This is a genomic window from Polynucleobacter sp. MWH-S4W17 (assembly GCF_018687535.1).
Lineage (GTDB): Bacteria > Pseudomonadota > Gammaproteobacteria > Burkholderiales > Burkholderiaceae > Polynucleobacter.
On the sequence record NZ_CP061295.1, the window covers coordinates 1553069 to 1574670 of the forward strand.

The 21602-nt window shown below is 45.4% G+C and carries 22 protein-coding genes; 9 read left to right on the top strand and 13 right to left on the bottom strand.

Annotated features, from left to right (window positions below; all coding sequences use genetic code 11):
- Nucleotides 1–65 precede the first annotated feature (65 nt).
- The 4 genes from C2755_RS07730 (at nt 66) to C2755_RS07745 (ending at nt 5031) form a co-directional block, all read left to right on the top strand.
- Entirely contained in the window at nt 66–995 is a 930-nt protein-coding gene (locus tag C2755_RS07730; protein WP_215320624.1) for a 2-hydroxyacid dehydrogenase, read from the top strand.
- Between the two features lie 12 nt (nt 996–1007).
- The gene (locus C2755_RS07735; protein ID WP_215320625.1) at nt 1008–1934 is read left to right on the top strand and encodes a dihydrodipicolinate synthase family protein; all 927 of its coding nucleotides are present in this window, start codon (nt 1008–1010) and stop codon (nt 1932–1934) included.
- A 34-nt stretch (nt 1935–1968) separates the two neighbouring features.
- Nucleotides 1969–2919, top strand: coding sequence for a TAXI family TRAP transporter solute-binding subunit (locus C2755_RS07740; protein WP_215320627.1), 951 nt, complete (start codon nt 1969–1971; stop codon nt 2917–2919).
- Nucleotides 2920–3018: 99 nt separating this feature from the next.
- The gene (locus C2755_RS07745; RefSeq protein ID WP_215320629.1) at nt 3019–5031 is read left to right on the top strand and encodes a TRAP transporter fused permease subunit; all 2013 of its coding nucleotides are present in this window, start codon (nt 3019–3021) and stop codon (nt 5029–5031) included.
- An 86-nt stretch (nt 5032–5117) separates the two neighbouring features.
- Here C2755_RS07745 and C2755_RS07750 read toward each other — a convergent pair whose 3' ends face one another.
- Nucleotides 5118–6251, bottom strand: coding sequence for a mandelate racemase/muconate lactonizing enzyme family protein (locus tag C2755_RS07750; protein ID WP_215320631.1), 1134 nt, complete (start codon nt 6249–6251; stop codon nt 5118–5120).
- Between the two features lie 161 nt (nt 6252–6412).
- On the opposite strand from C2755_RS07750, the gene C2755_RS07755 reads away from it, so the two are divergent.
- Together C2755_RS07755 and C2755_RS07760 are read left to right on the top strand one after the other, a co-directional pair.
- A complete protein-coding gene (locus tag C2755_RS07755; RefSeq protein ID WP_215320633.1) occupies nt 6413–6610 on the top strand; it encodes a hypothetical protein in 198 nt (65 codons plus the stop codon).
- 65 nt (nt 6611–6675) lie between these two features.
- The gene (locus C2755_RS07760) at nt 6676–8127 is read left to right on the top strand and encodes a M23 family metallopeptidase (protein WP_251368453.1); all 1452 of its coding nucleotides are present in this window, start codon (nt 6676–6678) and stop codon (nt 8125–8127) included.
- 69 nt (nt 8128–8196) lie between these two features.
- On the opposite strand, the gene C2755_RS07765 is transcribed toward C2755_RS07760, so the two are convergent.
- Nucleotides 8197–8637, bottom strand: a complete 441-nt coding sequence (locus C2755_RS07765; RefSeq protein ID WP_215320635.1) for a universal stress protein — start codon at nt 8635–8637, stop codon at nt 8197–8199.
- Nucleotides 8638–8723: 86 nt separating this feature from the next.
- Between C2755_RS07765 and C2755_RS07770 the strand changes: the two genes are divergently transcribed.
- Together C2755_RS07770 and C2755_RS07775 are read left to right on the top strand one after the other, a co-directional pair.
- Complete coding sequence (locus tag C2755_RS07770; RefSeq protein WP_215320637.1) at nt 8724–9125, top strand: DUF2177 family protein; 402 nt, start codon at nt 8724–8726, stop codon at nt 9123–9125.
- A gap of 20 nt (nt 9126–9145) precedes the next feature.
- A complete protein-coding gene (locus C2755_RS07775; protein WP_215320639.1) occupies nt 9146–10771 on the top strand; it encodes a SulP family inorganic anion transporter in 1626 nt (541 codons plus the stop codon).
- A 7-nt stretch (nt 10772–10778) separates the two neighbouring features.
- Here C2755_RS07775 and C2755_RS07780 read toward each other — a convergent pair whose 3' ends face one another.
- Entirely contained in the window at nt 10779–11498 is a 720-nt protein-coding gene (locus C2755_RS07780) for a sulfite exporter TauE/SafE family protein (protein ID WP_215320641.1), read from the bottom strand.
- Between the two features lie 76 nt (nt 11499–11574).
- On the opposite strand from C2755_RS07780, the gene fnr reads away from it, so the two are divergent.
- Complete coding sequence (gene fnr / locus C2755_RS07785) at nt 11575–12345, top strand: fumarate/nitrate reduction transcriptional regulator Fnr (RefSeq protein WP_215320643.1); 771 nt, start codon at nt 11575–11577, stop codon at nt 12343–12345.
- Here the strand turns inward: fnr and C2755_RS07790 are convergent.
- The 10 genes from C2755_RS07790 to C2755_RS07835 all read right to left on the bottom strand — a co-directional run bounded on the left by C2755_RS07790 (nt 12342) and on the right by C2755_RS07835 (nt 21571).
- Nucleotides 12342–12602, bottom strand: a complete 261-nt coding sequence (locus C2755_RS07790; RefSeq protein WP_215320646.1) for a hypothetical protein — start codon at nt 12600–12602, stop codon at nt 12342–12344. The two genes, fnr and C2755_RS07790, sit on opposite strands and share 4 nt — an antisense overlap.
- Nucleotides 12599–12802: a FixH family protein gene (locus C2755_RS07795; protein ID WP_215320648.1), complete on the bottom strand. Its 204-nt coding sequence runs from the start codon at nt 12800–12802 to the stop codon at nt 12599–12601. The genes C2755_RS07790 and C2755_RS07795 overlap by 4 nt, the downstream gene beginning before the upstream one ends.
- A gap of 26 nt (nt 12803–12828) precedes the next feature.
- Entirely contained in the window at nt 12829–14286 is a 1458-nt protein-coding gene (gene ccoG, locus C2755_RS07800) for a cytochrome c oxidase accessory protein CcoG (protein WP_251368454.1), read from the bottom strand.
- A 12-nt stretch (nt 14287–14298) separates the two neighbouring features.
- The gene (gene ccoP / locus C2755_RS07805) at nt 14299–15225 is read right to left on the bottom strand and encodes a cytochrome-c oxidase, cbb3-type subunit III (protein WP_215320650.1); all 927 of its coding nucleotides are present in this window, start codon (nt 15223–15225) and stop codon (nt 14299–14301) included.
- Entirely contained in the window at nt 15222–15389 is a 168-nt protein-coding gene (locus C2755_RS07810; protein WP_216860878.1) for a cbb3-type cytochrome c oxidase subunit 3, read from the bottom strand. The genes ccoP and C2755_RS07810 overlap by 4 nt, the downstream gene beginning before the upstream one ends.
- 35 nt (nt 15390–15424) lie before the next feature.
- Nucleotides 15425–16075, bottom strand: coding sequence for a cytochrome-c oxidase, cbb3-type subunit II (gene ccoO / locus C2755_RS07815; RefSeq protein WP_215320652.1), 651 nt, complete (start codon nt 16073–16075; stop codon nt 15425–15427).
- A 12-nt stretch (nt 16076–16087) separates the two neighbouring features.
- The gene (gene ccoN, locus C2755_RS07820) at nt 16088–17527 is read right to left on the bottom strand and encodes a cytochrome-c oxidase, cbb3-type subunit I (protein WP_215320654.1); all 1440 of its coding nucleotides are present in this window, start codon (nt 17525–17527) and stop codon (nt 16088–16090) included.
- Nucleotides 17528–17717: 190 nt separating this feature from the next.
- The gene (gene ccoS, locus C2755_RS07825) at nt 17718–17873 is read right to left on the bottom strand and encodes a cbb3-type cytochrome oxidase assembly protein CcoS (protein WP_215320656.1); all 156 of its coding nucleotides are present in this window, start codon (nt 17871–17873) and stop codon (nt 17718–17720) included.
- Nucleotides 17874–17882: 9 nt separating this feature from the next.
- Nucleotides 17883–20339, bottom strand: coding sequence for a heavy metal translocating P-type ATPase (locus C2755_RS07830; protein WP_251368455.1), 2457 nt, complete (start codon nt 20337–20339; stop codon nt 17883–17885).
- Nucleotides 20336–21571: an MFS transporter gene (locus C2755_RS07835; RefSeq protein WP_215320658.1), complete on the bottom strand. Its 1236-nt coding sequence runs from the start codon at nt 21569–21571 to the stop codon at nt 20336–20338. The genes C2755_RS07830 and C2755_RS07835 overlap by 4 nt, the downstream gene beginning before the upstream one ends.
- Nucleotides 21572–21602 lie beyond the last annotated feature (31 nt).

Genomic DNA, 21602 nt, shown 5'->3' on the forward strand with positions numbered 1-21602 from the left:
AAGGACTTTTTCTGAAAAATCCTCTTACAATGGGGTCATTATTTCAATAAAAAAGTAAGTGAGACATGATCCCCGTCAATTCAGTGCTACAGGTCGGCCATTTCCCTGAAATTATGCAGGCAGAAATAGATCGGCGTTTTACCCCTTTCCACCATCCCGATCCTCAAGCGCCCGCTCCCGCCGGAAACTTTCAGGCGATTTTGATTCGCTCCAATACCAAGTTGCCGGAGGCTCTGGTTAAACAGATCCCCAGTATTCGGATGGTTGCTACTTGTGGGGTTGGCTATGACAACCTTCCTTTGGCTTATCTTAAAGAGCAAGGAATTAAAGCAAGCAACACTCCTGGCGTCCTAAACGATGCCGTATGCGAACTGGCCATTGGCATGATGCTCGCCCTACTGCGCCAACTGCCCGAGGCGCAGGAATACGTCAAAAGCACCGCTTGGTCAAAAGAACCCTTCAGACTCACCACTACTTTGGCTGGTAAACGAGTGGGTATCGCTGGCATGGGTCGCATTGGGCAAGACCTGGCTAAAAGATTAGAGTCATTCAAAGTTGAGATAGCGTATTCGGGGCCTAATAAAAAAACTTTGCCCTACACCTACTATCCAGATGTTCAAGAATTAGCCAAGGCCTGCGACATCTTATTATTAGCTTGTCCAGCAACCCCCGATACAGCCAATATGATTAACGCCAAGGTTCTAGAGACCTTGGGTCCATCGGGATATTTAATCAATATTGCCCGCGGAAGTGTAGTTGATGAGGGAGCGCTTTTATATGCACTGCAACATAAAAAGATTGCTGGTGCAGCTTTAGATGTTTTTGAGAACGAACCTAACCCAAGTCATGAATTTTTAACGCTTGGTAATGTATTGTTAACACCGCACATTGGGAGTGCTACCTCAGAAACACGGATAGCCATGACCAACTTAGCCGTAGATAATTTAGAAGCCTTCTTTAACCAACAAACACTTCCTTCTGAAGTTAATAACTAAAACGGAGCCAGCATGACGATTTCTCTGCATCCTTCCACCTTGCCAGCGGTGTTATCCCCTGTCATCACCCCATTTAAGGGGGACGGCAGTCCAGATGCTCCTAAGTTATTAAAACAATGCCAATGGCTAGAAGCTAATGGTGTTGGGCAGGCTATCTTTGGCACAAATTCAGAAGCAAACTCGATGTCTGCTCCGCAGAAGATGAGCACCTTAACAGCATTAGTAGAGGGCGGATTAAATCCTGAGCATTTAATGCCGGGTACCGGCGCAACCTCTATTGATGCCACAGTGAATATGACACGTCACGCAGTCAACCATAAGTGCGCAGGCGTGTTAATGTTGCCGCCCTTCTATTACAAAGACGTAACTGATGATGGTCTGTTCGCTTATTTTTCCGAAGTGATTCAAAAGGTAGGAAGTGCAGCTCTACAGATTTATATCTACAACATTCCACCGGTTACCAAAGTGAACTTAAGTCTCTCTTTGCTTGAGCGGCTAGCGAAAGAATATCCAAAGACTGTTGTAGGCATGAAAGACAGCTCTGGCGATTGGTCTTATACAGAATCAGTCATTAAATTATTAGCTCCTTCAGGCTTCCGCGTCTATGCAGGTAGCGAAGTATTCCTCATGCGTGCCTTGCGCGCTGGCGGTGTTGGCTGCATCTCCGCTACCGCTAACGTCAACCCAAAAGCCATTGCCGATTTAGCAGCACACTGGAGAGAATCAAACGCTGATGCTCTTCAAGCAAACCTGGATCAAGTACGTGGAATTTTTGCCAAGTACCAAATGATTGCTGGTATGAAGACTGCCGTAGCCCATTACACCAAAGATTCTGAGTGGCTCAGAGTGCGCCCACCATTGATGCAGTTAAGCCCTGAGCAACAAGCGCAACTTCTCAGCGAGCTCAAAGCAATTAACTTCAGCATGCCAGGTTTGTAATTTCAAAATATAAAAAATTAATTAGGAGACAACAATGAAGTTACTCAAAATCATTGCCTTATCACTTAGCCTTCTTTGCGCGAGTGTTAGCGCCCAAAACATTTCCATCGCAACTGGCGGTACAGGTGGCGTGTACTACCCCATGGGTGGTGGTCTTGCATCTGTTCTGTCAAGCAAAGTTCCTGGTATGTCTGCTACTGCAGAGGTGACCGGGGGCTCGGTAGATAACCTAAACCTCATTGGCACTGGTAAGCCATACGTTGGTTTCTCCATGGCTGATGCCGCTAAAGATGCTCAGATTGGCGAAGGTAAGTTTGCTGGCAAAAAAGTGGACTTACGCACTCTAGTAGTTCTTTATCCAAACCTCATGCACGTAGTAACAGTGGACTCTACTGGTATCAAGTCCATGAAAGACCTCAAAGGTAAGCGCATTAGCACTGGCGCTCCTGGTAGCGCAACGGAAGTCATGGCATTTCGCCTACTAGAAGCTGCGGGGATTGATAAAGACAAGGATGTTAAGCGTGAGCGATTGAGTGTTGCCGAATCCGTTAACGCCATTAAAGACCGCAAAATTGATGCATTCTTCTGGGTGGGTGGATTACCAACAGCAGCCGTAACCGACTTAGCCAATACGCCAGGAACCAAGATTGTGATGGTCGACACTGGCGAAGAGGTGGCGGCCATGAATAAAAAATATGGCAACCTTTACTTTGTAACTACCATTCCAAAGGCTACTTATAGCGGCATGGCTAGAGACAATAAAGTCGCAGCAGTCGCCAATATTTTGGTAGTCAATGCCAATATGCCTGACGATCAGGCATATAAGATTGTTAAGGCGATCTTTGATAACAAATTGGAATTAGTGCGCACTCATCAAGAATTTATGAGCGTCAGCCTAGAAAACCAGAAAACAAAATCAACCCCTGTTGATTTTCATCCAGGGGCACTTAAGTACTTTAAAGAAAAGAACGTCAAACTCAATTAAGTTAATGTTTTTATCGGAGGTGAGTCAATCTCACCCCTTTCGTTTTACGGTAGTGAAAAAATAAAGTAGTACATAAAAATAATTACAGAGGTTGAGAACATGAATCAAAACGTTATTGACAACGAAACCCAAGAAAAACTAGATGCCTTTATCAAGCAAGAGGAAGGGGACTCCAATGACTACAAGGGACTATTGGCGAAGTTCATCACCCTAGTAGCAGTAGGCATGTCACTCTTTCATTTATATGCCGCGTATTCAATCGTTCCAACACAAGAGTTGCGGGTCATTCACGTTGCTCTGGTTTTATTTCTCGTATTTCTAAGTTTCCCCATTGCGGCTCGCTTTAAAAACAGGCTCATGCCTTGGGATATTGTCTGCGCACTTATCTCGGTAGCCATCGCGTATTACATTCTGAGTGGTGGCGATGACTTTATGGACCGCAATACTGCGCCTAACTCTACCGATGTCATGGTGGGCATTGCATTAATTGCCCTCATCTTAGAAAGTGTTCGAAGAACCAATGGCATGATCTTGGTTACAGTAACTATCCTGTTTCTACTCTATGCATTGTTTGGCAACTACTTGCCAGCCCCTTGGACTCATAAAGGTTATGATCTTGATCGTCTAGTAGGCTACATGTATATGACTCTAGAAGGCATCTATGGCACTGCCGTTGATGTTTCTGCAACCCTCATTATTCTCTTCACCATCTTCGGCGCTTTCTTGCAATTTACTGGCGCAGGAAAGTTCTTTATTGATTTCTCATTCGCAGCAATGGGCGGAAAATCTTCTGGGGTTGGCAGAACTATCGTAATGTCCTCCTTCTTGCTCGGAGGACCCTCTGGATCGGGCGTTGCTACCACTGTTACGGTTGGCTCAGTTGCAGCCCCCATGCTGGACAAAGTGGGTTACGAGAAAAATGCTGCTGGCGGCCTTTTGGCAGCAGGCGGTCTTGGCGCCATTATCTCGCCTCCGGTACTGGGCGCAGCTGCATTCTTGATTGCAGATTTTCTCAAAATCTCCTATTTAGATGTATTGCTGATGGCAACCATTCCAACTATCCTTTTTTATCTTGGCTTATTTGTGATGGTCGAAATTGATGTACGCAAATATGGCATGAAAAATATTCATTTTGAGTCTGCTGAAACAGCCTGGCAACTCACCAAGAAATACTGGTTTCACTTCTTCTCGCTCATCTCGATTGTGGTGTTTATGTTGATGGGCTTCTCTCCCGTGATGTCCGTTTTCTGGGCGACAATAGTTTCGGCTTTATCAAGCATGTTGCGTGAAGATACCGCCATCATTCCATGGGCATGGTTTAAAGGCAAAGAACCCATTCTCTCTGGCCTGTACAACTCCAATCTGACCAAGGCGCTTGCAACTGGTTCAACTGGTGTCTTAGCTATCGCTGCCACCTGTGCTGGTGCCGGTCTCATTGTGGGTACTGTTACCTTAACCGGTCTTGGCCTGAAATTTAGCTCGATTGTGATTCAGTATGCAGGTGGCTCGCTCTTGCTGACAACTATTTTTACCGCTCTCGTGGTTTGGGTGGTTGGCCTTGCTGTTCCAGTAACAGCCTCTTACATTATTTGTGCGGTAATCGCAGCGCCTGCTTTGATTAATTTAGGCGTGCCTGCTTTTGCAGCCCACATGTTTATCTTCTATTACGCTGTACTTTCGGAAGTATCGCCACCGACTGCACTCTCGCCATTTGCTGCAGCTGCGATTTGCAAAGGTAATCCCTACAAGACCACTTTGCAAACTTGGAAGTATGTTGCTCCAGCCATTCTGGTTCCATTTATGTTTGTATTAGATAAGTCAGGCGTTAGCTTGTTATTAATGGGATCAATCAGCGCTCTAGAGCAGGCGGACTGGATGCAAATTGCTTGGGTCTCTTTCACGGCCGTTGTTGGAATCATCTGCCTAGCCGGTGGACTACAAGGTTGGTTTATTGAGAAAACCAAGATCTTTGAGCGAATCATCATGGTGATCTCTGGGGTTGCTCTTGCCTACCCTTCCACAGAGGCGGACTTAGTTGGCTTTGTTGGATTTGGCTTGGTACTGGTAACTCAAACGATTACCCATTTCAAACTTAATCCTAGATCTTCTTAAGGTACACCTGATAGGCGGACGGATCACATCCTCAAAATAATAAGGCCCGCTTGAGCGGGCCTTATTATTTTGAGTAGTTGCTTATTTTAAGAGATCTTGGTCCAGGCAGCTTTACCTGCATATTTCTTGACAGCAGCTTCATCGAACTCGAAACCCAGGCCAGAGGTTTTATGCAAAATCAAGTCCCCATTCTTAAATGTCAGCTGCTTATTGATCAATCTTCGGAAGTTCAGCACCTGATCATCTAAGAAGAATTCGACAAATCGTGCATTAGGCGTAGATGCCACCAATGGTGCATGCAAATCATGCATCCAGTGCGGGCAAACTATGACACCCTTCAAATCAGCGTATGCAGAAATTCTTCTCCACTCGGTAATACCTCCGCAGACAGCCGCATCAGATTGCAGAATGGCAGCTCCACCAGCATCAATCAACTCTCTAAAACGCCAGCGTCCCGCCTCCATCTCACCGGTAGCAACGTTGATTTTGGTTTGGCGCGCCAAGGCAGCATGTAAATCAATCGCATCTGGAGAAAAAGGTTCTTCAATCCAATACGGGTTGTATGCTTCAAAGCGACGCACATACTCGAGAGCCGTAGGTAGATCGCGCCAGGCATTATTCGCATCAAGAGTGAGCAATACATTGTCACCTACCGCTTGGCGAGCCGCCTTTACACGCGCCTCCTCTTCCGATGGTGATAAACGCCCCACCTTCATCTTGACTGCCTTAAAGCCCTGCTTTACGTAAGACTCCATTTCTTTGCCTAACTTGGCAGGCGTTTTACCTTCAAGATAGTAACCACCACTAGCATAAGCTGGCACCCGATCATCAACCACTGAACCCAAGTATTGATGTAAAGGCAAACCAACTGAGCGTGCATTTAAATCCCACAAAGCCGTATCCAAAATCGAGATGCCGCGCATTACTGCACCTGCACGACCTTGGAGAATAGATTCGTTATACATCTCCATCCAGAGACCTTCACTGCGGTGACTATTTTGGCCAATGAGTTTTGGCGCTAGCAATTGCTCAACGGCAAGTTTGGCAATATCTCCGCCGGCACTACCGACATAACAAAAGCCGATACCCTCATTACCATCCATGCCACGAACTTTTACCAGGCAATAGTGACGCTCGGAAACAGTACGAGTCGAAAATGAAGTAACTTTATCCAAAGGCACTGCAACAGAGGCAACTTGGATAGATTCAATAATCGGCATCTAAACTCCTTAATAAAAATTGATTGTATCGAGAATTTAATTTGCTAGTAGGGGCACGAACAATGATTAATTAGCCCGCTCCACTACAAATACACATGGCGAAAATGAGCCGAGTTGTTGATATCCGAACAGGTATCTTGTGAATTAGATTTGCTGCAAAGTTGATATATTCACTCTCCAACATTCTCAAACCGCCAAGTTGTGCAACAAATTTAGTTAAAAGTGGCAAAACTGACATTGCTAAAGGTGCTGGTTTTAGAACTTGGCCAGCCGATGAGGCGGCCCTTGTAAAGAAAAATTATGAGCAAAGACTGAAAGTAGCCCTTGAAGTTCTCAAAACAGCCCCAGATCAAGATTAAATCTGATTTGCTGCAGCACAGCATATTTATTCAGAGATGCTCTCACATTATTAGATAATTGAGGGGTGAATAAAAAAGCATCTCTTGGGTCCCTGTTTACTAAGGGGGTAATCATTTTGTCTGGCTGCGCCTTTCTTAGCTCAACTCCGGGCTTGGCTTATGCAGCTCAAGCCCAAAGTAGCCAAACCCAAAGCACAACCCAAGCGCGCAAGAAAATTATCGTTCAAACCAGCAGGCAGGTTGGCTTCAAAGATAAATCAGCGGGTACCGGCTCAAAAACCAATAGCATGAGCCTAAACCCATCGCTATTTCAGCGAAAAGCCCCAGATGAATTGATGCTCGATAGCGATGCAAACCTTGACTATCGAGTAGCCCAAGGATGTCTAAGACGTAATTTTAATGAAGATAGCCTGCCGGCTAGCGTAGGCATTGATAATCAGCAGTTCGCTGAATTCTTCAAAAATCAGACTAAAACATTTTTTGATCACATGCGTGGAGATTGCATCCCTTACGCGGTTGCCTTTGGAAGTCGTAATCGTTTCGACTCATTGAGCATCATGAATGGCCCAATCCAAGATAGTAAAACTGAAGTATGGACATTTACACCATCAGCTGTTGGTGGGTTTTTAATTCAGCAAGACTATCTCAAAGATGAGTCCAAGCGTTTAACCGAGATTCGCATTCCTTTAAGGGATGTTCTGTATGACACTCGAAAAGTAAGCGATCAATTGCCAGTTGAGCTGGTTTGGGAATTAAATTCCCTGATCAAGCAAATCTATCCTGAGGAAAATAATTCTCTCGAAAATACAAACAGCATTGTGCGCTTGATTGTTGACTTTGGCGATCGAGAAAGATGGGCGCAAATTTGGGCTGCTGAAATTATTGACCCCACCACCAAAGACGTTTATGCGAATGCTTTTTGGATGGAGCGCAATGATATTCCTGGAGGCTTCTTTACCGGAACCGGAGAATCACTAGAGCGCTCCTTCTGGACTAACCCATTAAGCTATCGCCGTATTTCTCGGGGAGTTGGCATGGTAAGAGCATCTTCGAGTAAGCGTAGTAAGAATCCTGCGTCAACAGTCCCAACCCAGGCGTCAGCAACAAAGCAACGCTATCGCGCCCACATGGGGATTGACTATGCTGCCCCAATCGGCACCCCCATTTTTAGTGTTGCCAATGGCAAAGTAGTGCACATAGGCTTTAGCGGTGCATTTGGAAACTTAATTGTTTTAGAGCATCCAGGCAATTACCATACCTACTATGCACACTTGAGTGGTTACAACGTAGAGCTTGAGTTGGGTAACGAAGTGCGGCGCGGCTTGGAAATTGGCTACGTAGGAACAACCGGGAGATCAACGGGGCCACACCTTCATTTTGAATTAAGAAAAAATGGGGTTTATGTAGATCCTTATGGCTCCAAAACACAACTTGATTTATGGTCTATGCGTGATAACGAAAGCGGGCAACTGACTAGAGAGATGCTTCTACTAGGTAGCCCTATTAAGCGCAACTAAATACATTCAAGAATGCTGCTGCAATAAAAAAGGGTCCAATTGGACCCTTTTAACTTGAGGCTAAGCAAATTAACCCAGAACTAATACTGGCAATGTGGAATGCACAATGACTTCATGAGTCTCGCTACCTAACAGGATCCCTTTGATGCCTGTACGCTTATGAGACGCCATCACAATCACATCCACTTTCGCTTTTTTTGCGCCAGCCAAAATACCTTCAGATAGGTTGCTATTTTCAATGTGAAGACTTTTCACCTTAGCGCCAGCTCCCAGTGCGGTTGTCGACCTCTTAAACACATCCTGCGCATAAGCTGCACAAGCTTCTGTGTGCTGTTTCTTCGAAATTCCATAACCCATGGTGCTATCTGAATAAACCATCGGAGGCGTAGGATCAGAAACATATACCAACGTAATTGCAGCGCCATCTGCCTTAGCAAGTGCGGCGACTTTCTTTAAAGATTTTTTGCTGACATCTGAACCGTCTACTGGCACCAATAAATGCTTAAACATGTTGACTCCCTTTAAATTGAACTACTCATTTGCTCTTTCCATCATAATACTTATTATTAGTCCATAAAAGAATAAAGGTAACTTAATTGCTCAAGAATTTTGCCATTTACCTCTCATTTTTAATTGCCCTTATTGCAATCGATTTGGTATGGCTTTTGGGTATCGCAAAGAATCTCTATCGCAATGAGATGGGTGACTTAATGGCCAGCGAACCCAAGCTTATAGCTGGGCTTGCGTTCTACCTGCTTTATGCATTAGGCGTCTGCATTTTTGTAATTGTTCCGGCGCTATCAAAACAGTCCTGGATATATGCACTGCAATATGGCGCTTTGTTTGGTCTATTTTGTTATATGACCTACGACCTCACCAATCTGGCGGTGGTTAGAAACTTTCCAACACAATTGGCTTTCATTGATATTGCATGGGGCAGTTTTGTTACCGCCTTGTGTGCGAGTTTTGCTTACTGGGTTGGCAACCGTATCTCTTAGGCCATTGAAACATTCATCTTATGTTTTTTCGCCCCCGACTTTTTGACTCATTTTCTGGCTATAGCCGCGCCCTTTTCACTAAGGATGTTTTTGCTGGATTAACAGTTGGGATTGTTGCACTCCCATTGGCCATGGCTTTTGCAATTGCCAGCGGACTTAAACCCCAAGCAGGCATTTTCACTGCCATTATTGCTGGCGGGCTCATCTCTTTACTTGGAGGTAGCCGCGTACAAATTGGCGGACCGGCCGGAGCCTTCATCGTCATTGTTTACGGCATTGTGGAGCGCTATGGCATTCCCAATTTATTACTAGCAACCGCCATGTCAGGAGTATTTTTATTTTTGATGGGAGTATTTCGTCTTGGAACGCTAGTGCGCTTTATTCCGATTGCAGTCATTGTGGGCTTTACCAATGGCATTGCCTTTTTGATTGGACTATCGCAAGTCAAAGATTTCTTCGGACTTCAAATCGAAAAAATGCCGGCTCAATTTTTTCAATCAGTGCATGCGCTCTACTTAGCAGCGGACACCTTTAACCCCATTGCGCTTGGTTTAGCTTGTGGGAGTCTTGCCTTACTCATTTTATGGAAGATATTTCAGGATCGCTTAGGATGGCTCTCCCACCTTCCTGGCACAGTGGTAGCAATGGTAGTGGCAACGATCGTTACCAGTATTTTTAATTTACCAGTAGATACGATTGGTAGTCGCTTTGGCGGCATCCCTTCAGGGCTCCCCGCTTTTGAATGGATTCCGATAAGCTGGGATAGCGCTCAATACATGGTGGCACCAGCCTTAACACTTGCCCTATTGGGTGCTATTGAATCCTTGCTATGCGCGCGCATTTCCGATGGCCTCATTCATGATCGCCATGAGTCAAATCAAGAGCTAGTAGCTCAGGGCATTGCTAATTTCACTATTCCATTTTTTGGTGGCATGCCAGCGACCGGTACGATTGCCCGCACAGTAACCAACATAGAGAGTGGCGGCTCTACGCCTATCGCCGGAATCGTACATGCGACAACTTTACTAATCATCGTTTTGTTTGCAGCGCCCCTTGCCAAGAACATTCCCCTAGCTAGTCTTGCGGCAATCTTGATGTATGTGGCCTGGAATATGGGGGATTGGCAGAAGTTTATTGATCTCAAGCAATTCCGCTTACCGTATCGAATCACCATCTTAAGTGTCTTTATTCTCACTGTTGTACTGGATCTCACGATTGCTGTAGAGGTAGGTTTGCTGCTCGCCTTTATAACCTTCATTTACCGAATCTCCAGCCTATCGCGTTGCGAGCCTGCTCTAGCTAGTGATTACCCAGGATTGAATAATCAACAAGGTCGAATCGATGCTTATCGAATTCATGGTGCCATCTTTTTTGGGGCAGTAAAACTCCTCGAAAAGATTGAGGCGAATTTACCCTCACAAACCCTCTTGTTAGATCTAAAGAACGTCATCTACATTGATACTTCAGGCATGGATACGATTATGGAGCTGGCACATCTGTGCAAGATTCGTAATATTCGATTAATTATTTGCGGCTTAGCGCATCAACCATTAGAGATGGCAGAGCGCAGTGAATTTCTATCGACGCTACCGCAAGCTTCTTTCTATCCAGATCTGAGCGCCGGCATAGAAGCAGCAACAGCTTAAGAGCAACTTAAGAAATACAGAAGCCACCTTTTAATAAGGCTTCTGGCAATACCCAGGCACGATACATACCAAAGCCGCCTGCAATCAATAGAAGTGCAGCAGCCAAATACCTCACCCATAGATATTGCCCAAACTGAGTCAGTACCGCTGAAAATTTAGAGATCAGTAATAGGTTAGGCAATGTACCCAAACCAAATGCCAACATCAGTGCGGCACCAGTTGCTATATCACCAGATAAAAAGGCGAGTGGTAAAACGCTATAGACCAATCCACAGGGCACCAAACCCCATAGCATGCCGCTAAACCAACGCGAAGGGCCGCTAGCCATAGCACCCAAGTATTTAGCCCAATAAGCTGCAATTTTTGCGCTTAACCATTTGCCGCCAAGTAGACCTTCTGACTTGCTTATTCTGAGTAGACGTATACCCATCAGAATTAAGATCAGGGAGGTTAAAGCAAATAAGGGGCGCTGGATTGGAATGAGGTTTTGCTGCCAAACAACCACCCCTACTGACGCGGCAAGAGCGCCCAATAAGACATAAGTTGTGACGCGCCCCAAATGCATGATTAATTGGAGGTAAAAAAGCTCAGATTTTGGTCTTAGAGGGGTCTCCAGGGCTTTGGGCCGCTCTATGGCAGCTGCTATCCCACCGCACATCAGAGCACAGTGCCAGCCACTCACAAGAGCGCCCAGAAAGACCGCAACGAGTAAGCTAGTTGTCAGCATGAAATCAACAGAAAATAGGTAAAAGCCATAATCTTCATGCTTATAGAATAAACTGATCCCATAGATCAGCCCTAATATGAACTACAAACCTACCGATAGCCCAACCAGCAAATGCTCTGTATGCGTACTGGGTCAGTTTTGCCTTCCGGTTGGATTAAATAGTAACGAAGTTTCCCAGATCGATACCTTAGTTAAAGAGCGTGTTCATCTTCAAAAAGGTGAAAGCCTTTATCGTCACGGCGACCCACTCAGTTCTGTATATAGCGTGCGCTTTGGCACTCTTAAAACAGAGTTCTGCCTGCAAGACGGTCGACAACAAGTGATTGGCTTTCATCTGCCCGGTGAAATTCTAGGTCTTGATGGCATTGGTGAAGGACATTATCAGTCTGATGCGATTGCACTTGAAGAAAGTGAAGTCTGCATTATTCGTTACGATGCTTTTGAAGATTTGGCTCGGCAGATCCCTGTATTGCAAAATCAGTTCCACAAAATAATGAGTCGTGAGCTGACTCAAGATCAGCGTCACCTACTGTCACTTGGCACGATGCGTGCAGAAGAAAGATTGGCAGCCTTTTTATTGAGCCTCTCGCAACGTCTTGCTGCACGCGGCTATTTAAATAATGAATTTGACTTACGTATGAGCCGCAATGATATTGGCAGCTATCTTGGGATTCAGATTGAAACCGTTAGTCGCATGCTTTCACGCTTTGCAGAGTCGGGCCTCATTCAAATTAAACAACGCCACATCAAACTCATCGATATGAATGGGCTTTACGAACTAGCAGGAATTCCAAACCCAGATCGCCACGGCTGCGCAAGCCCTGAAATTCCAATCAAACAGGCTTAAATTAAGCCGCGGTCGATTTCCTTGCTATCGGGTGACTCAATCCCGGGCAGAATATAAGCAGTCAACGCGCTGGACGCCGCACAGAAGGTCCAGATCACAAAAAATCCAATGGTATAGATGCCCTCATCAGAAATATCTGGGTGATAACCAAAAAATAAAAGGTCTTGTGGGTGGATCACAGTAAATAACAAGCCCTCTGCCATACCGGCCACCAAAAATGAGGGCCACAAAATCCAGATTAGTAGGCGGTACTTCATTTTGTTGCCTGCGTATCTTTAATCTGTTCAACTTTTAAGCCCTGTTTCACAACGCCATCACGCAATGGCTTATCTGCATATAGATTTACAGCTAAGTAAATAGTAATAGCGCAGCCAATCATGGCGACAGCTGGTCCGCTAATTAAAAGCCATGGCCATAGTTGCTTGAACCAGGGTTTAGTAGTTTGTTGCTCTGTCATATCCATCCTCTCCATTGCCTTCTAGCTTAACGGGGAATAATAAAAGTAGATTTCTCTTCGCGAGTTCTCGTAATTAACTCGTCACCTGACATCTCATGGGCAACTACATCAAAATGAATTGGGTAGTTACCAGCCTCATTCGCTCCAACATCGGCGCTCACCTTGATCGGCATCAGAAGATTGCTAGCTGGCCCAACCTCAATCTCGGTAACAATCTGCCCTTGTGAATTAAGCACTTTTAACCCATCCAAACCAAGCGCCTTCACCTGCACATTCATATTATTTTCTGATGCATTCATGATTTGAATGCGATAAATATTTTCAATCCTTACACCCTCGACCTCGCGCGCCAACGCTCCACGATCACGCATCACATCAACCCTTAATGGGTTTCGGGTGGCGAGAGAAACTAGAAAAGCGGCTGTAAGCACAGTAATAAAAGCGGTGTAGATCAATACGCGCGGACGCAAAATATGACGAATCGCACTTTGATTGGACTCTTTATCCTCAATGGCACGCTCAGTCGTATAGCGAATGAGTCCTTTTGGATAATCTACCTTCTCCATCACTTGATCGCATGCATCAATACAGGCACCGCAACCAATACACATATATTGCAAGCCATCACGAATATCAATACCAGTAGGGCAAACTTGAACACAAATACTGCAGTCAACACAATCACCTAAACCTAGAGAAGCTTGATCTGCAGATTTACTGCGGCTACCCCTGGGTTCACCACGCACTTTGTCGTATGTAACCAAGAATGTATCTTTATCCACCATCACACTTTGGAAGCGTGCATATGGGCACATATATTTACAAACCTGCTCACGCATAAACCCTGCATTACCCCAGGTTGCAAAGCTATAGAAGCACAACCAGAAAGTCTGCCATGGGCCCAAAGACAGGTGAATTAATGCAGAACCTAAGGTGCTAATTGGGGTGAAATACCCAATAAAAGTAAAGCCTGTCCAGAATGCAATCAATAACCAGAGGAAATGCTTCGTAATCTTTAAGCGCCATTTACGGAAACCCCAAGGCCACTCTTCGCCATCTAATCGAATCCGCGCAAAACGGTCTCCCTCAACCTTGCGCTCGATCCACATAAAGATTTCGGTATAGACAGTCTGCGGACAGGCGTATCCACAAAAAAGACGCCCGGCAACTGCAGTAAACAGAAATAAAGCGAGCGCGGAAAGAATCAATAACAGGGTAAGATAAATCACGTCTTGTGGCCATAACACGAGGCCAAAGATGTAAAACTTACGCTGAATTAAATCAAAAAGAACTGCTTGACGGCCATTCCAACTAACCCATGGCAAGCCATAAAAGAGCAGCTGAGTAGCAAATACCAGAATGAGGCGCCAGCGGGCAAAGAGCCCAGACACTGAACGCGGATAAATCTTTCGCCGGACCTCGTAAAGAGACTCCTCAATAACTTCTATCGGAACAGGTTTCCCACCCGGCGGAATATATGGCACTAATTACTAATCTTATTTAGCTGTTGCCGGTTGTTTACTGTTAGATAAACCCCAGACATAAGCTGTTAACACCTGGATCTTCTCAGGACTCAATACCTTGTCTTGAGCAGGCATCATTGCCATACGTCCCTTAGTTACCGTTTCAATAATCGTCGCTTCTGAACCGCCATATAACCAAGTTTTATCAGTTAAATTTGGTGCGCCAATAGCAATATTTCCTTTGGCATCAGGACCATGACAGGCTACGCAGTTTGCAGCGAATACTTGTGCGCCACGAGCTGCTTTAGCATCCTCTGCAGACAGACCAGAAAGGCTACGTACATAGTTAGCAACATCCACAATTTGATTGCTATCCAACTGTGGGAATGGAGGCATTACACCGCCACGACCATAGGTAATGGATGCTTTGATATTTTCTGGTGAACCCCCATAGAGCCAGTCACCATCAGTCAAATTAGGGAAGCCTTTTGCACCACCAGCATCAGAGCCATGGCACTGTGCACAAGAATTTAAGAAGAGGCGTTGACCCATTTCACGGGCTTTAGGATCGGCCGCTACTTGCTCAATGTCCATCTTGACGTATTTCGCATAAACAGGCCTAAGCTCATCATTAGCATTAGTCATAGATTGCATTAGCGATCCATCAGTGCTATAGCCCAACACTCCAGGAAACGATCCAAGACCGGGGAATAAAACCAAATAAACCAATCCGAAGATACAAGAGAGCAAGAACATCCACATCCACCAACGTGGCAATGGATTGTTTAACTCACGCAGATCGCCATCCCATACGTGACCCGTATCAGCAACCGCACCATCGGCCGTATGCACAACCTTAGCTTTCCTTTGGGAGAACAAAAGCCAGATACACCAGAAAATTCCAACTAATGCAACTAAGGCGATGTAAGCACTCCAACCACTGCTAAAAAAGTCACTCATGATTTGTCCTTACTAAATTCATCCGGAAGATCAAATGGAAGCTCTGCTGATTCCCGATTTGCTTTTTTGCGACCGGGAGACCAAGCCCACAAAACAATTCCTACAAAAAAGACAAGGCCTATTACCGTAGAAAATGCCGAGAGGTAGGGAGTGATCTGTTCCATTTGATTTAAGTAGTTTTAATTAATAACCTTGTTGATTACTTCGCCACAACTTCTTCAACAGTAATATAGCGACGCGTAATACCTAATCCTTGCAGGTATGCAACTAATGCATCCAACTCCGTCTTACCCTCTAACTCTGCAGGTGCATTTGCAATCATTTCATCAGTGTATGGAACGCCTAAACGACGCATGGCAACCATATGTGACTGAATAGAGCTTGCATCTGCCGCATTTTTTCCGAGCCATGGATAAGCAGGCATATTTGACTCAGGCACCACATCGCGTGGGTTATTTAAGTGGATCTGATGCCAAGCATCTGAATAGCGTCCACCTACACGAGCTAAATCTGGGCCTGTACGCTTACTGCCCCATAGAAATGGATGGTCATATACAGACTCGCCAGCCAAAGAGTAAGGGCCGTAGCGCTCGACTTCAGAACGCAAAGTCCGTATCTGTTGTGAATGGCAACCAACACAACCTTCACGTTGATAGATATCGCGGCCAGCTAAACGTAAAGCTGTGTATGGAACAACGCCAGGGCTAGGCTCAGTCGTAGTGTGCTGGAAAAAGAGTGGAACAATTTGCACCAACCCTGCAATCGATACCACCACGATCGTTGCAATAATTAACCAACCAACGTTTTTCTCAAGCGTTCCGTGGGAAAAGAATTTATTTTCGCTAGACATTTTCTTCTCCTTTTAGTGTTCAGCAACGGCCATTGGAATAGGCGCATTTACAAAAGTTTTACCCTGCACTGTTTTGAAGACGTTGTACGCCATCAAGAACATGCCGCTTAGATAGCACAAGCCGCCCATCAAACGAATGACATAGAAAGGGAAAGTCGCTTTAACAGACTCGACAAAGCTGTATGTCAACGTGCCATCTGGTTCAAATGCTCTCCACATCAAACCTTGCATAACACCGGCAATCCACATTGCAGCGATATAAAGAACAACACCAATAGTGGCAATCCAGAAATGCAACTCAATCCACTTGGTGTTGTACATTTCTTTTTGCCCAACCAAGCGTGGAATTAGATAGTAGAGAGAACCAATAGTAATCATGGCTACCCAACCTAAAGCTCCAGAGTGCACGTGTCCAATAGTCCAGTCTGTGTAGTGAGACAAACTGTTCACTGTCTTGATGGACATCATGGAGCCTTCAAAAGTAGACATACCGTAGAAGGACAATGCTACTACCAAGAATTTTAAGATTGGATCACGACGTAATTTATACCAAGCGCCAGACAATGTCATGATGCCGTTGATCATGCCGCCCCAAGAAGGAGCTAGTAAAATTAAAGAGAACACAGTACCGAGCGACTGAGTCCAGTCGGGCAAAGAAGTGTGTTGCAAGTGGTGAGGGCCTGCCCACATATACGTAAAGTTCAAAGCCCAGAAGTGAACAATCGACAAACGATATGAATAGATTGGACGCTCAGCCTGCTTTGGAATGAAGTAATACATCATGCCCAAGAAGCTAGTAGTCAAGAAGAAGCCTACTGCGTTGTGACCATACCACCACTGAACCATCGCGTCTTGTACCCCAGCATATGCGGAATAGGACTTCCATAATGTTGCAGGCATCTCTAAGTTATTAAAGATATGCAGAATGGCAATAGTCAGAATATATGCACCGAAGAACCAGTTCGAAACGTAAATATGTTTCGTTTTGCGCTTCATGATGGTGCCAAAGAAAACAACTGCGTAAGCTACCCAAACTACAGTGATCAAAATATCAATCGGCCACTCAAGCTCAGCGTATTCTTTTGAGGTTGATATGCCCAATGGCAATGTCACTGCAGCCAGCACAATAACTGCCTGCCAACCCCAGAAGGTAAAGGCTGCTAGCTTGTCACAAAACAAACGCGCCTGACATGTACGCTGAACGATGTAATAGGATGTTGCGAATAAAGCTGATCCACCAAAAGCAAAAATCACTGCATTAGTGTGCAAAGGACGCAAGCGACCATAGCTCAGCCAAGGAATATTAAAAGTGATTTCAGGCCAGATCAACTGGGCTGCGAGGATAACTCCCACAAGCATGCCAACAATTCCCCAAAGCACAGTAACGATGGCAAATTGGCTGACAACCTTGTAATTGAAGGTATCTTGATTACTCCCCACGGTAAGTCCCATGGTTTCTCCTTTTTTGTGACCAAACAGCGACATAATCCAAATAGACTGGATTGATTATCAAAGTAGAGCTCTAAGGGGGATTTGATCTATATCAAAAAGGGTGGGACAAATTCAGATTGAACCTCAAAGGGAAACCCTAGATTTCTTGAGCTATTTAGATATATAGCTATTTTTGAGAGTGTTTACTAACTTATTTGGATTTTGGGGTGTCATCATCCATCAAAATCGCCTCACCGGGACCGTCTAAATCGTCAAATTGACCATTTTTTATGGACCAGTTCAAAATCCAGACCAAAAGGCCAATTAAAACCAAAGAAACGGGAATGAGAAGAAATAGGCTTTCCATCTCTATAGTCTAAGCCTTTCGTAAACGCCAGGCATTTAAAGTCACGGCTAACGAAGAAAGTGACATTCCGATCCCGGCAACCCAGGGATTTACCAAACCCATCATTGCAGCAGGTATAGCGAGCAAGTTGTAAGCTAAGGCCCACCATAAATTTTCTTTAATGATCATGTGAGTTTTATCAGCTAGCAACAAAGTTTTTGCTAATGACTCCAAAGAGCTGGCCGTCAGAATTGCATCGGCTCCAGCAGCAGCTAATGGTGCGCCAGCACCAACCGCAATAGAGATATCTGCACGGGCAAGCAAAGGCGCATCGTTCACACCATCCCCAATAGCCCATACAAAACAACCTTCTTTTTGTAATCTTTCGATGTAGTCATACTTATCTTCAGGCGTACAGCCGCCTTGATAGTGCTCGATACCAACATGCTGAGCCCACCATGCAACCGTGGCGCGATCATCACCAGACACTAAATGCACTGCAATCTTTCTAGACTTCACTACTTTTAGGAATTGCTCTAACCCTGCTCTAGGCGTGTCCAAAAATACAAAGCTAGCTATCAATCCTTGCGCATCCGCTAAATGAACCTGACCGTATTGCCCTAATTGCGCACTCTGCTCTAACCCCAGCCACAATGGACTTCCCAAGCGATACTCGCCCGAACTTAAACCTTTTCCCAGTTGATTAATCACTGGCTCACTCAATATAGGTAAAGATAGATTTTCAGAGGTGCTAGCACGTATCAAAGAAAGCGCCAACGGATGTCTTTGCCCCGCCTCTAATGCCGTAGCTAAGGCTAACGCATCTTCACGTCGATAGCCCGTACGCAAATTAGTGATCTCTTGCAACTCTGGCTGACCCATCGTTAGCGTGCCGGTTTTATCTAACACTAAGTCAGTTGCTTTTACTAAACCTTCCATTACATGGCCACGCACAATTAGCAAACCCAATTTAGTTACGGCGCCCTGAGCTGCTGCCATAGCAGTTGGCACTGCTAGCGATAAAGCACAGGGACAACTGGCTACTAGAACGGAAACTAAAACCGTCCATGCACGACTAGGGTCGAAGTAAAGCCAGATAGCCGACGAAGCAAACGCACCAAATAGTAGGAAGGCAACAAAATAAGCAGTCCACTTTTCAGCCAGACTCACCATGACTGGTTTAGCTAGCAATGCTTGATCCAGTAAGGAAGCAATACCTGCTATGCGGGTTGATTGCCCCACTGCCTCAATTCGCATGAGCAATGGATTGAGAATATTATGAGTGCCAGCGTACACACGGTCACCAATCTTTTTCTCAACTGGCTTAGATTCGCCTGTGAGCAAAGACTCGTCTAAGGCGCTCACATTTTCAATCAAGACACCGTCAGCAGGCACCACCTCCCCCGGGGAAACTCGTAATACTTCTCCAGGATTGCAATTAACCACGGGAACCACTTCAATTTCTTGTGATGCCGGGTAGCTCAATGCCCGTTCACATGTTGCAGGTAGTTGTTTAGCTAAGGCCTCTGCTCCACCTTGCGCATCTTGTCTTGCTAATAGCTCCACATATCTGGCCGCCAAGATAAATGCTACAAACATGGTGATGGAATCAAAATATGTGTGCCCAACACCGGCAACTAAATTAATGGTGCCCGCAGTAAATGCCAAAGCCAAAGCCAAAGCGATAGGAACATCCATTCCCAACATATGCGTTTGCTTAAACGACTGAACACTTCGCCAAGCAGACTGGAATATAGGTCCTGCTGAGTAGACCATCACAGGGACAGTCAATAACCAGCTAGTCCAACCTAAAAGAATCTCAAATTCCGGAGTGATGTCAGCGCCGACATACGTAGGCCAGGCATACATCATGACTTGCATCATGCCCAGCATTGCTACACCTAGTCGCAAAAGCAGGTGGCGTCTTTCCTTTTTAGCACGATCTAATGATTGGGAGGGCTCAAATGGCCAAGCCTCATAACCAATGCGCTCAATTTCAAAAAGTAATCTTGCTAAGCTGGTTTTATCTGGGGAAAAACGCACCATTACCTTTTGAGTAACATAATTGATTTGCACATCCTTAACGCCTGCATTACGACGCAAATGTTGCTCGCACAGCCAAACACAAGCTGCACATCGAATTTTTTCTAAGCGCAGAGTGGTTTCAAGATCACCCTCCCCTCCAGATGTGCGGGTGAAACGACCTCGTAACGAAGGATCATCATAAGGTTTGAGTTTTTCTGGAATCTCATTGCTTACAAGATAAGCCGCCGGCTTATCACCCGACTGAGAACGTCTGGCATAAAAAACCTCTAAGCCTTCTCCATGAATTGTTTGCGCGATTGCCATGCAACCTGGACAACAGAATGGACGCGTCTCACCACCCAGTTCCGCCTCAGTTAATTCCCCTGGGAGAATCTGGCTTGAACAGTGATAGCAAACTAAAGCATTCTTTTTGTTCATCTGCTCATTTATTTGATTACTCATGCGTGCACTGAGCCGCCCCAGCCTCTACGTCGTTCGTAAATCACAAACAGAACGCCCCACATGACTACGGCAACGTATGCCCATATCCAGGCAACTTGTGAAGTACGAGAACCAGAAATATCCAAGATGAAACCAAAAATAGCGGGGCCCAATAGGCCACCACCAAAACCCATCAATGAGTGCAGGCCCATTGCAGCGCCCTTGATATTTTCTTGTGCACTAATTACCAAGCCCGCAGTGAGCGTTGAGGAATCTGCCATGATGAATATGGCATGCCCAATAGCCAGAGCAACAATCAACCACCACGACTGACCAGTTGAGCAAGCAAATGCAATACCGAATACAGCGCTAGTCAGCATCACAATACAAACCCACTTTTGACGCCCGACTCGCAGAGCAATTTCATTACCCAATATGGACGATGGCACACCAAAGAAATTAATCACCCCAGCTAAAGTAGTAGCCGTTAGGAAAAAATCTTCGCCAGAAGCAACTGCACAAAAAGCAAAGAAGGCAACAATCCAGCTTCTCGATGCAAAGAGCTCTAGAGTGTGAGCGGTGTAACCGAAAATAAATCCTGCAGCATTTTTGTCCTGCAAAACCAACTTCCATTTATCCACCGGAAAGATATCGTGCAGACGAATATTGATTGGTCCTTGCCATTTCTCATGCTGAAGCGCTGGAATAAGCAACAAGACAATCAGGAAAGCGCTGAACGGGCCCAAAGCAATCAAACCAAATACATAGCGCCAGCCAAGCCCACTTAGAATCCAGCCAGAACACAAATACGAAAATCCAGTGCCAATGCCAAAGAAAGCGGTATAGAACGCGATGTGCCGCGTTAACTCACCAGACTGGATGCGATCAGACAAAATTTTCAGGCCAGGCATATAGGTACCAGCAAGACCAGCGCCATTTAGAGCCATAAAAAGTAGAGCCGTCCAAAAGTTATAAGCGAACAAACCCATGCCTAAAAGACCACAGCTTGCTGTGAGACCGCCTATTAAATAGACCTTACGCGCGTCCACCCGATCTGTTAAAGCCGTTGCTAAAGGAACGGCAAGCATGTAACCAAAGAAGAAAGCACTCGCAATCAGGCCCGACTGCAAATTACTGAGATGCCACTCCTCTTGCAAAGTCGTTAACACGACAGCGTAGCAAGCAAAACCTAATAAAGCACAGGTTTGCGCTAGAAGCATAAGAGGGGTATAGCCAGCTGAACGAAAGCGCATAGTTAGTCAGTAGAAACGTGAACTCATTCTA

Excerpts from the sequence above, each read along its gene's own strand:
- C2755_RS07730 (WP_215320624.1), top strand. The coding sequence starts at position 66 with ATGATCCCCGTCAATTCAGTGCTACAGGTCGGCCATTTCCCTGAAATT.
- C2755_RS07735 (WP_215320625.1), top strand. The coding sequence starts at position 1,008 with ATGACGATTTCTCTGCATCCTTCCACCTTGCCAGCGGTGTTATCCCCT.
- C2755_RS07740 (WP_215320627.1), top strand. The coding sequence starts at position 1,969 with ATGAAGTTACTCAAAATCATTGCCTTATCACTTAGCCTTCTTTGCGCG.
- C2755_RS07745 (WP_215320629.1), top strand. The coding sequence starts at position 3,019 with ATGAATCAAAACGTTATTGACAACGAAACCCAAGAAAAACTAGATGCC.
- C2755_RS07750 (WP_215320631.1), bottom strand. The coding sequence starts at position 6,251 with ATGCCGATTATTGAATCTATCCAAGTTGCCTCTGTTGCAGTGCCTTTG.
- C2755_RS07765 (WP_215320635.1), bottom strand. The coding sequence starts at position 8,637 with ATGTTTAAGCATTTATTGGTGCCAGTAGACGGTTCAGATGTCAGCAAA.
- C2755_RS07775 (WP_215320639.1), top strand. The coding sequence starts at position 9,146 with ATGTTTTTTCGCCCCCGACTTTTTGACTCATTTTCTGGCTATAGCCGC.
- C2755_RS07780 (WP_215320641.1), bottom strand. The coding sequence starts at position 11,498 with ATGCTGACAACTAGCTTACTCGTTGCGGTCTTTCTGGGCGCTCTTGTG.
- fnr (WP_215320643.1), top strand. The coding sequence starts at position 11,575 with ATGAACTACAAACCTACCGATAGCCCAACCAGCAAATGCTCTGTATGC.
- C2755_RS07790 (WP_215320646.1), bottom strand. The coding sequence starts at position 12,602 with ATGAAGTACCGCCTACTAATCTGGATTTTGTGGCCCTCATTTTTGGTG.
- C2755_RS07795 (WP_215320648.1), bottom strand. The coding sequence starts at position 12,802 with ATGACAGAGCAACAAACTACTAAACCCTGGTTCAAGCAACTATGGCCA.
- ccoP (WP_215320650.1), bottom strand. The coding sequence starts at position 15,225 with ATGAGTGACTTTTTTAGCAGTGGTTGGAGTGCTTACATCGCCTTAGTT.
- C2755_RS07810 (WP_216860878.1), bottom strand. The coding sequence starts at position 15,389 with ATGGAACAGATCACTCCCTACCTCTCGGCATTTTCTACGGTAATAGGC.
- ccoO (WP_215320652.1), bottom strand. The coding sequence starts at position 16,075 with ATGTCTAGCGAAAATAAATTCTTTTCCCACGGAACGCTTGAGAAAAAC.
- ccoN (WP_215320654.1), bottom strand. The coding sequence starts at position 17,527 with ATGGGACTTACCGTGGGGAGTAATCAAGATACCTTCAATTACAAGGTT.
- ccoS (WP_215320656.1), bottom strand. The coding sequence starts at position 17,873 with ATGGAAAGCCTATTTCTTCTCATTCCCGTTTCTTTGGTTTTAATTGGC.
- C2755_RS07830 (WP_251368455.1), bottom strand. The coding sequence starts at position 20,339 with ATGAGTAATCAAATAAATGAGCAGATGAACAAAAAGAATGCTTTAGTT.
- C2755_RS07835 (WP_215320658.1), bottom strand. The coding sequence starts at position 21,571 with ATGCGCTTTCGTTCAGCTGGCTATACCCCTCTTATGCTTCTAGCGCAA.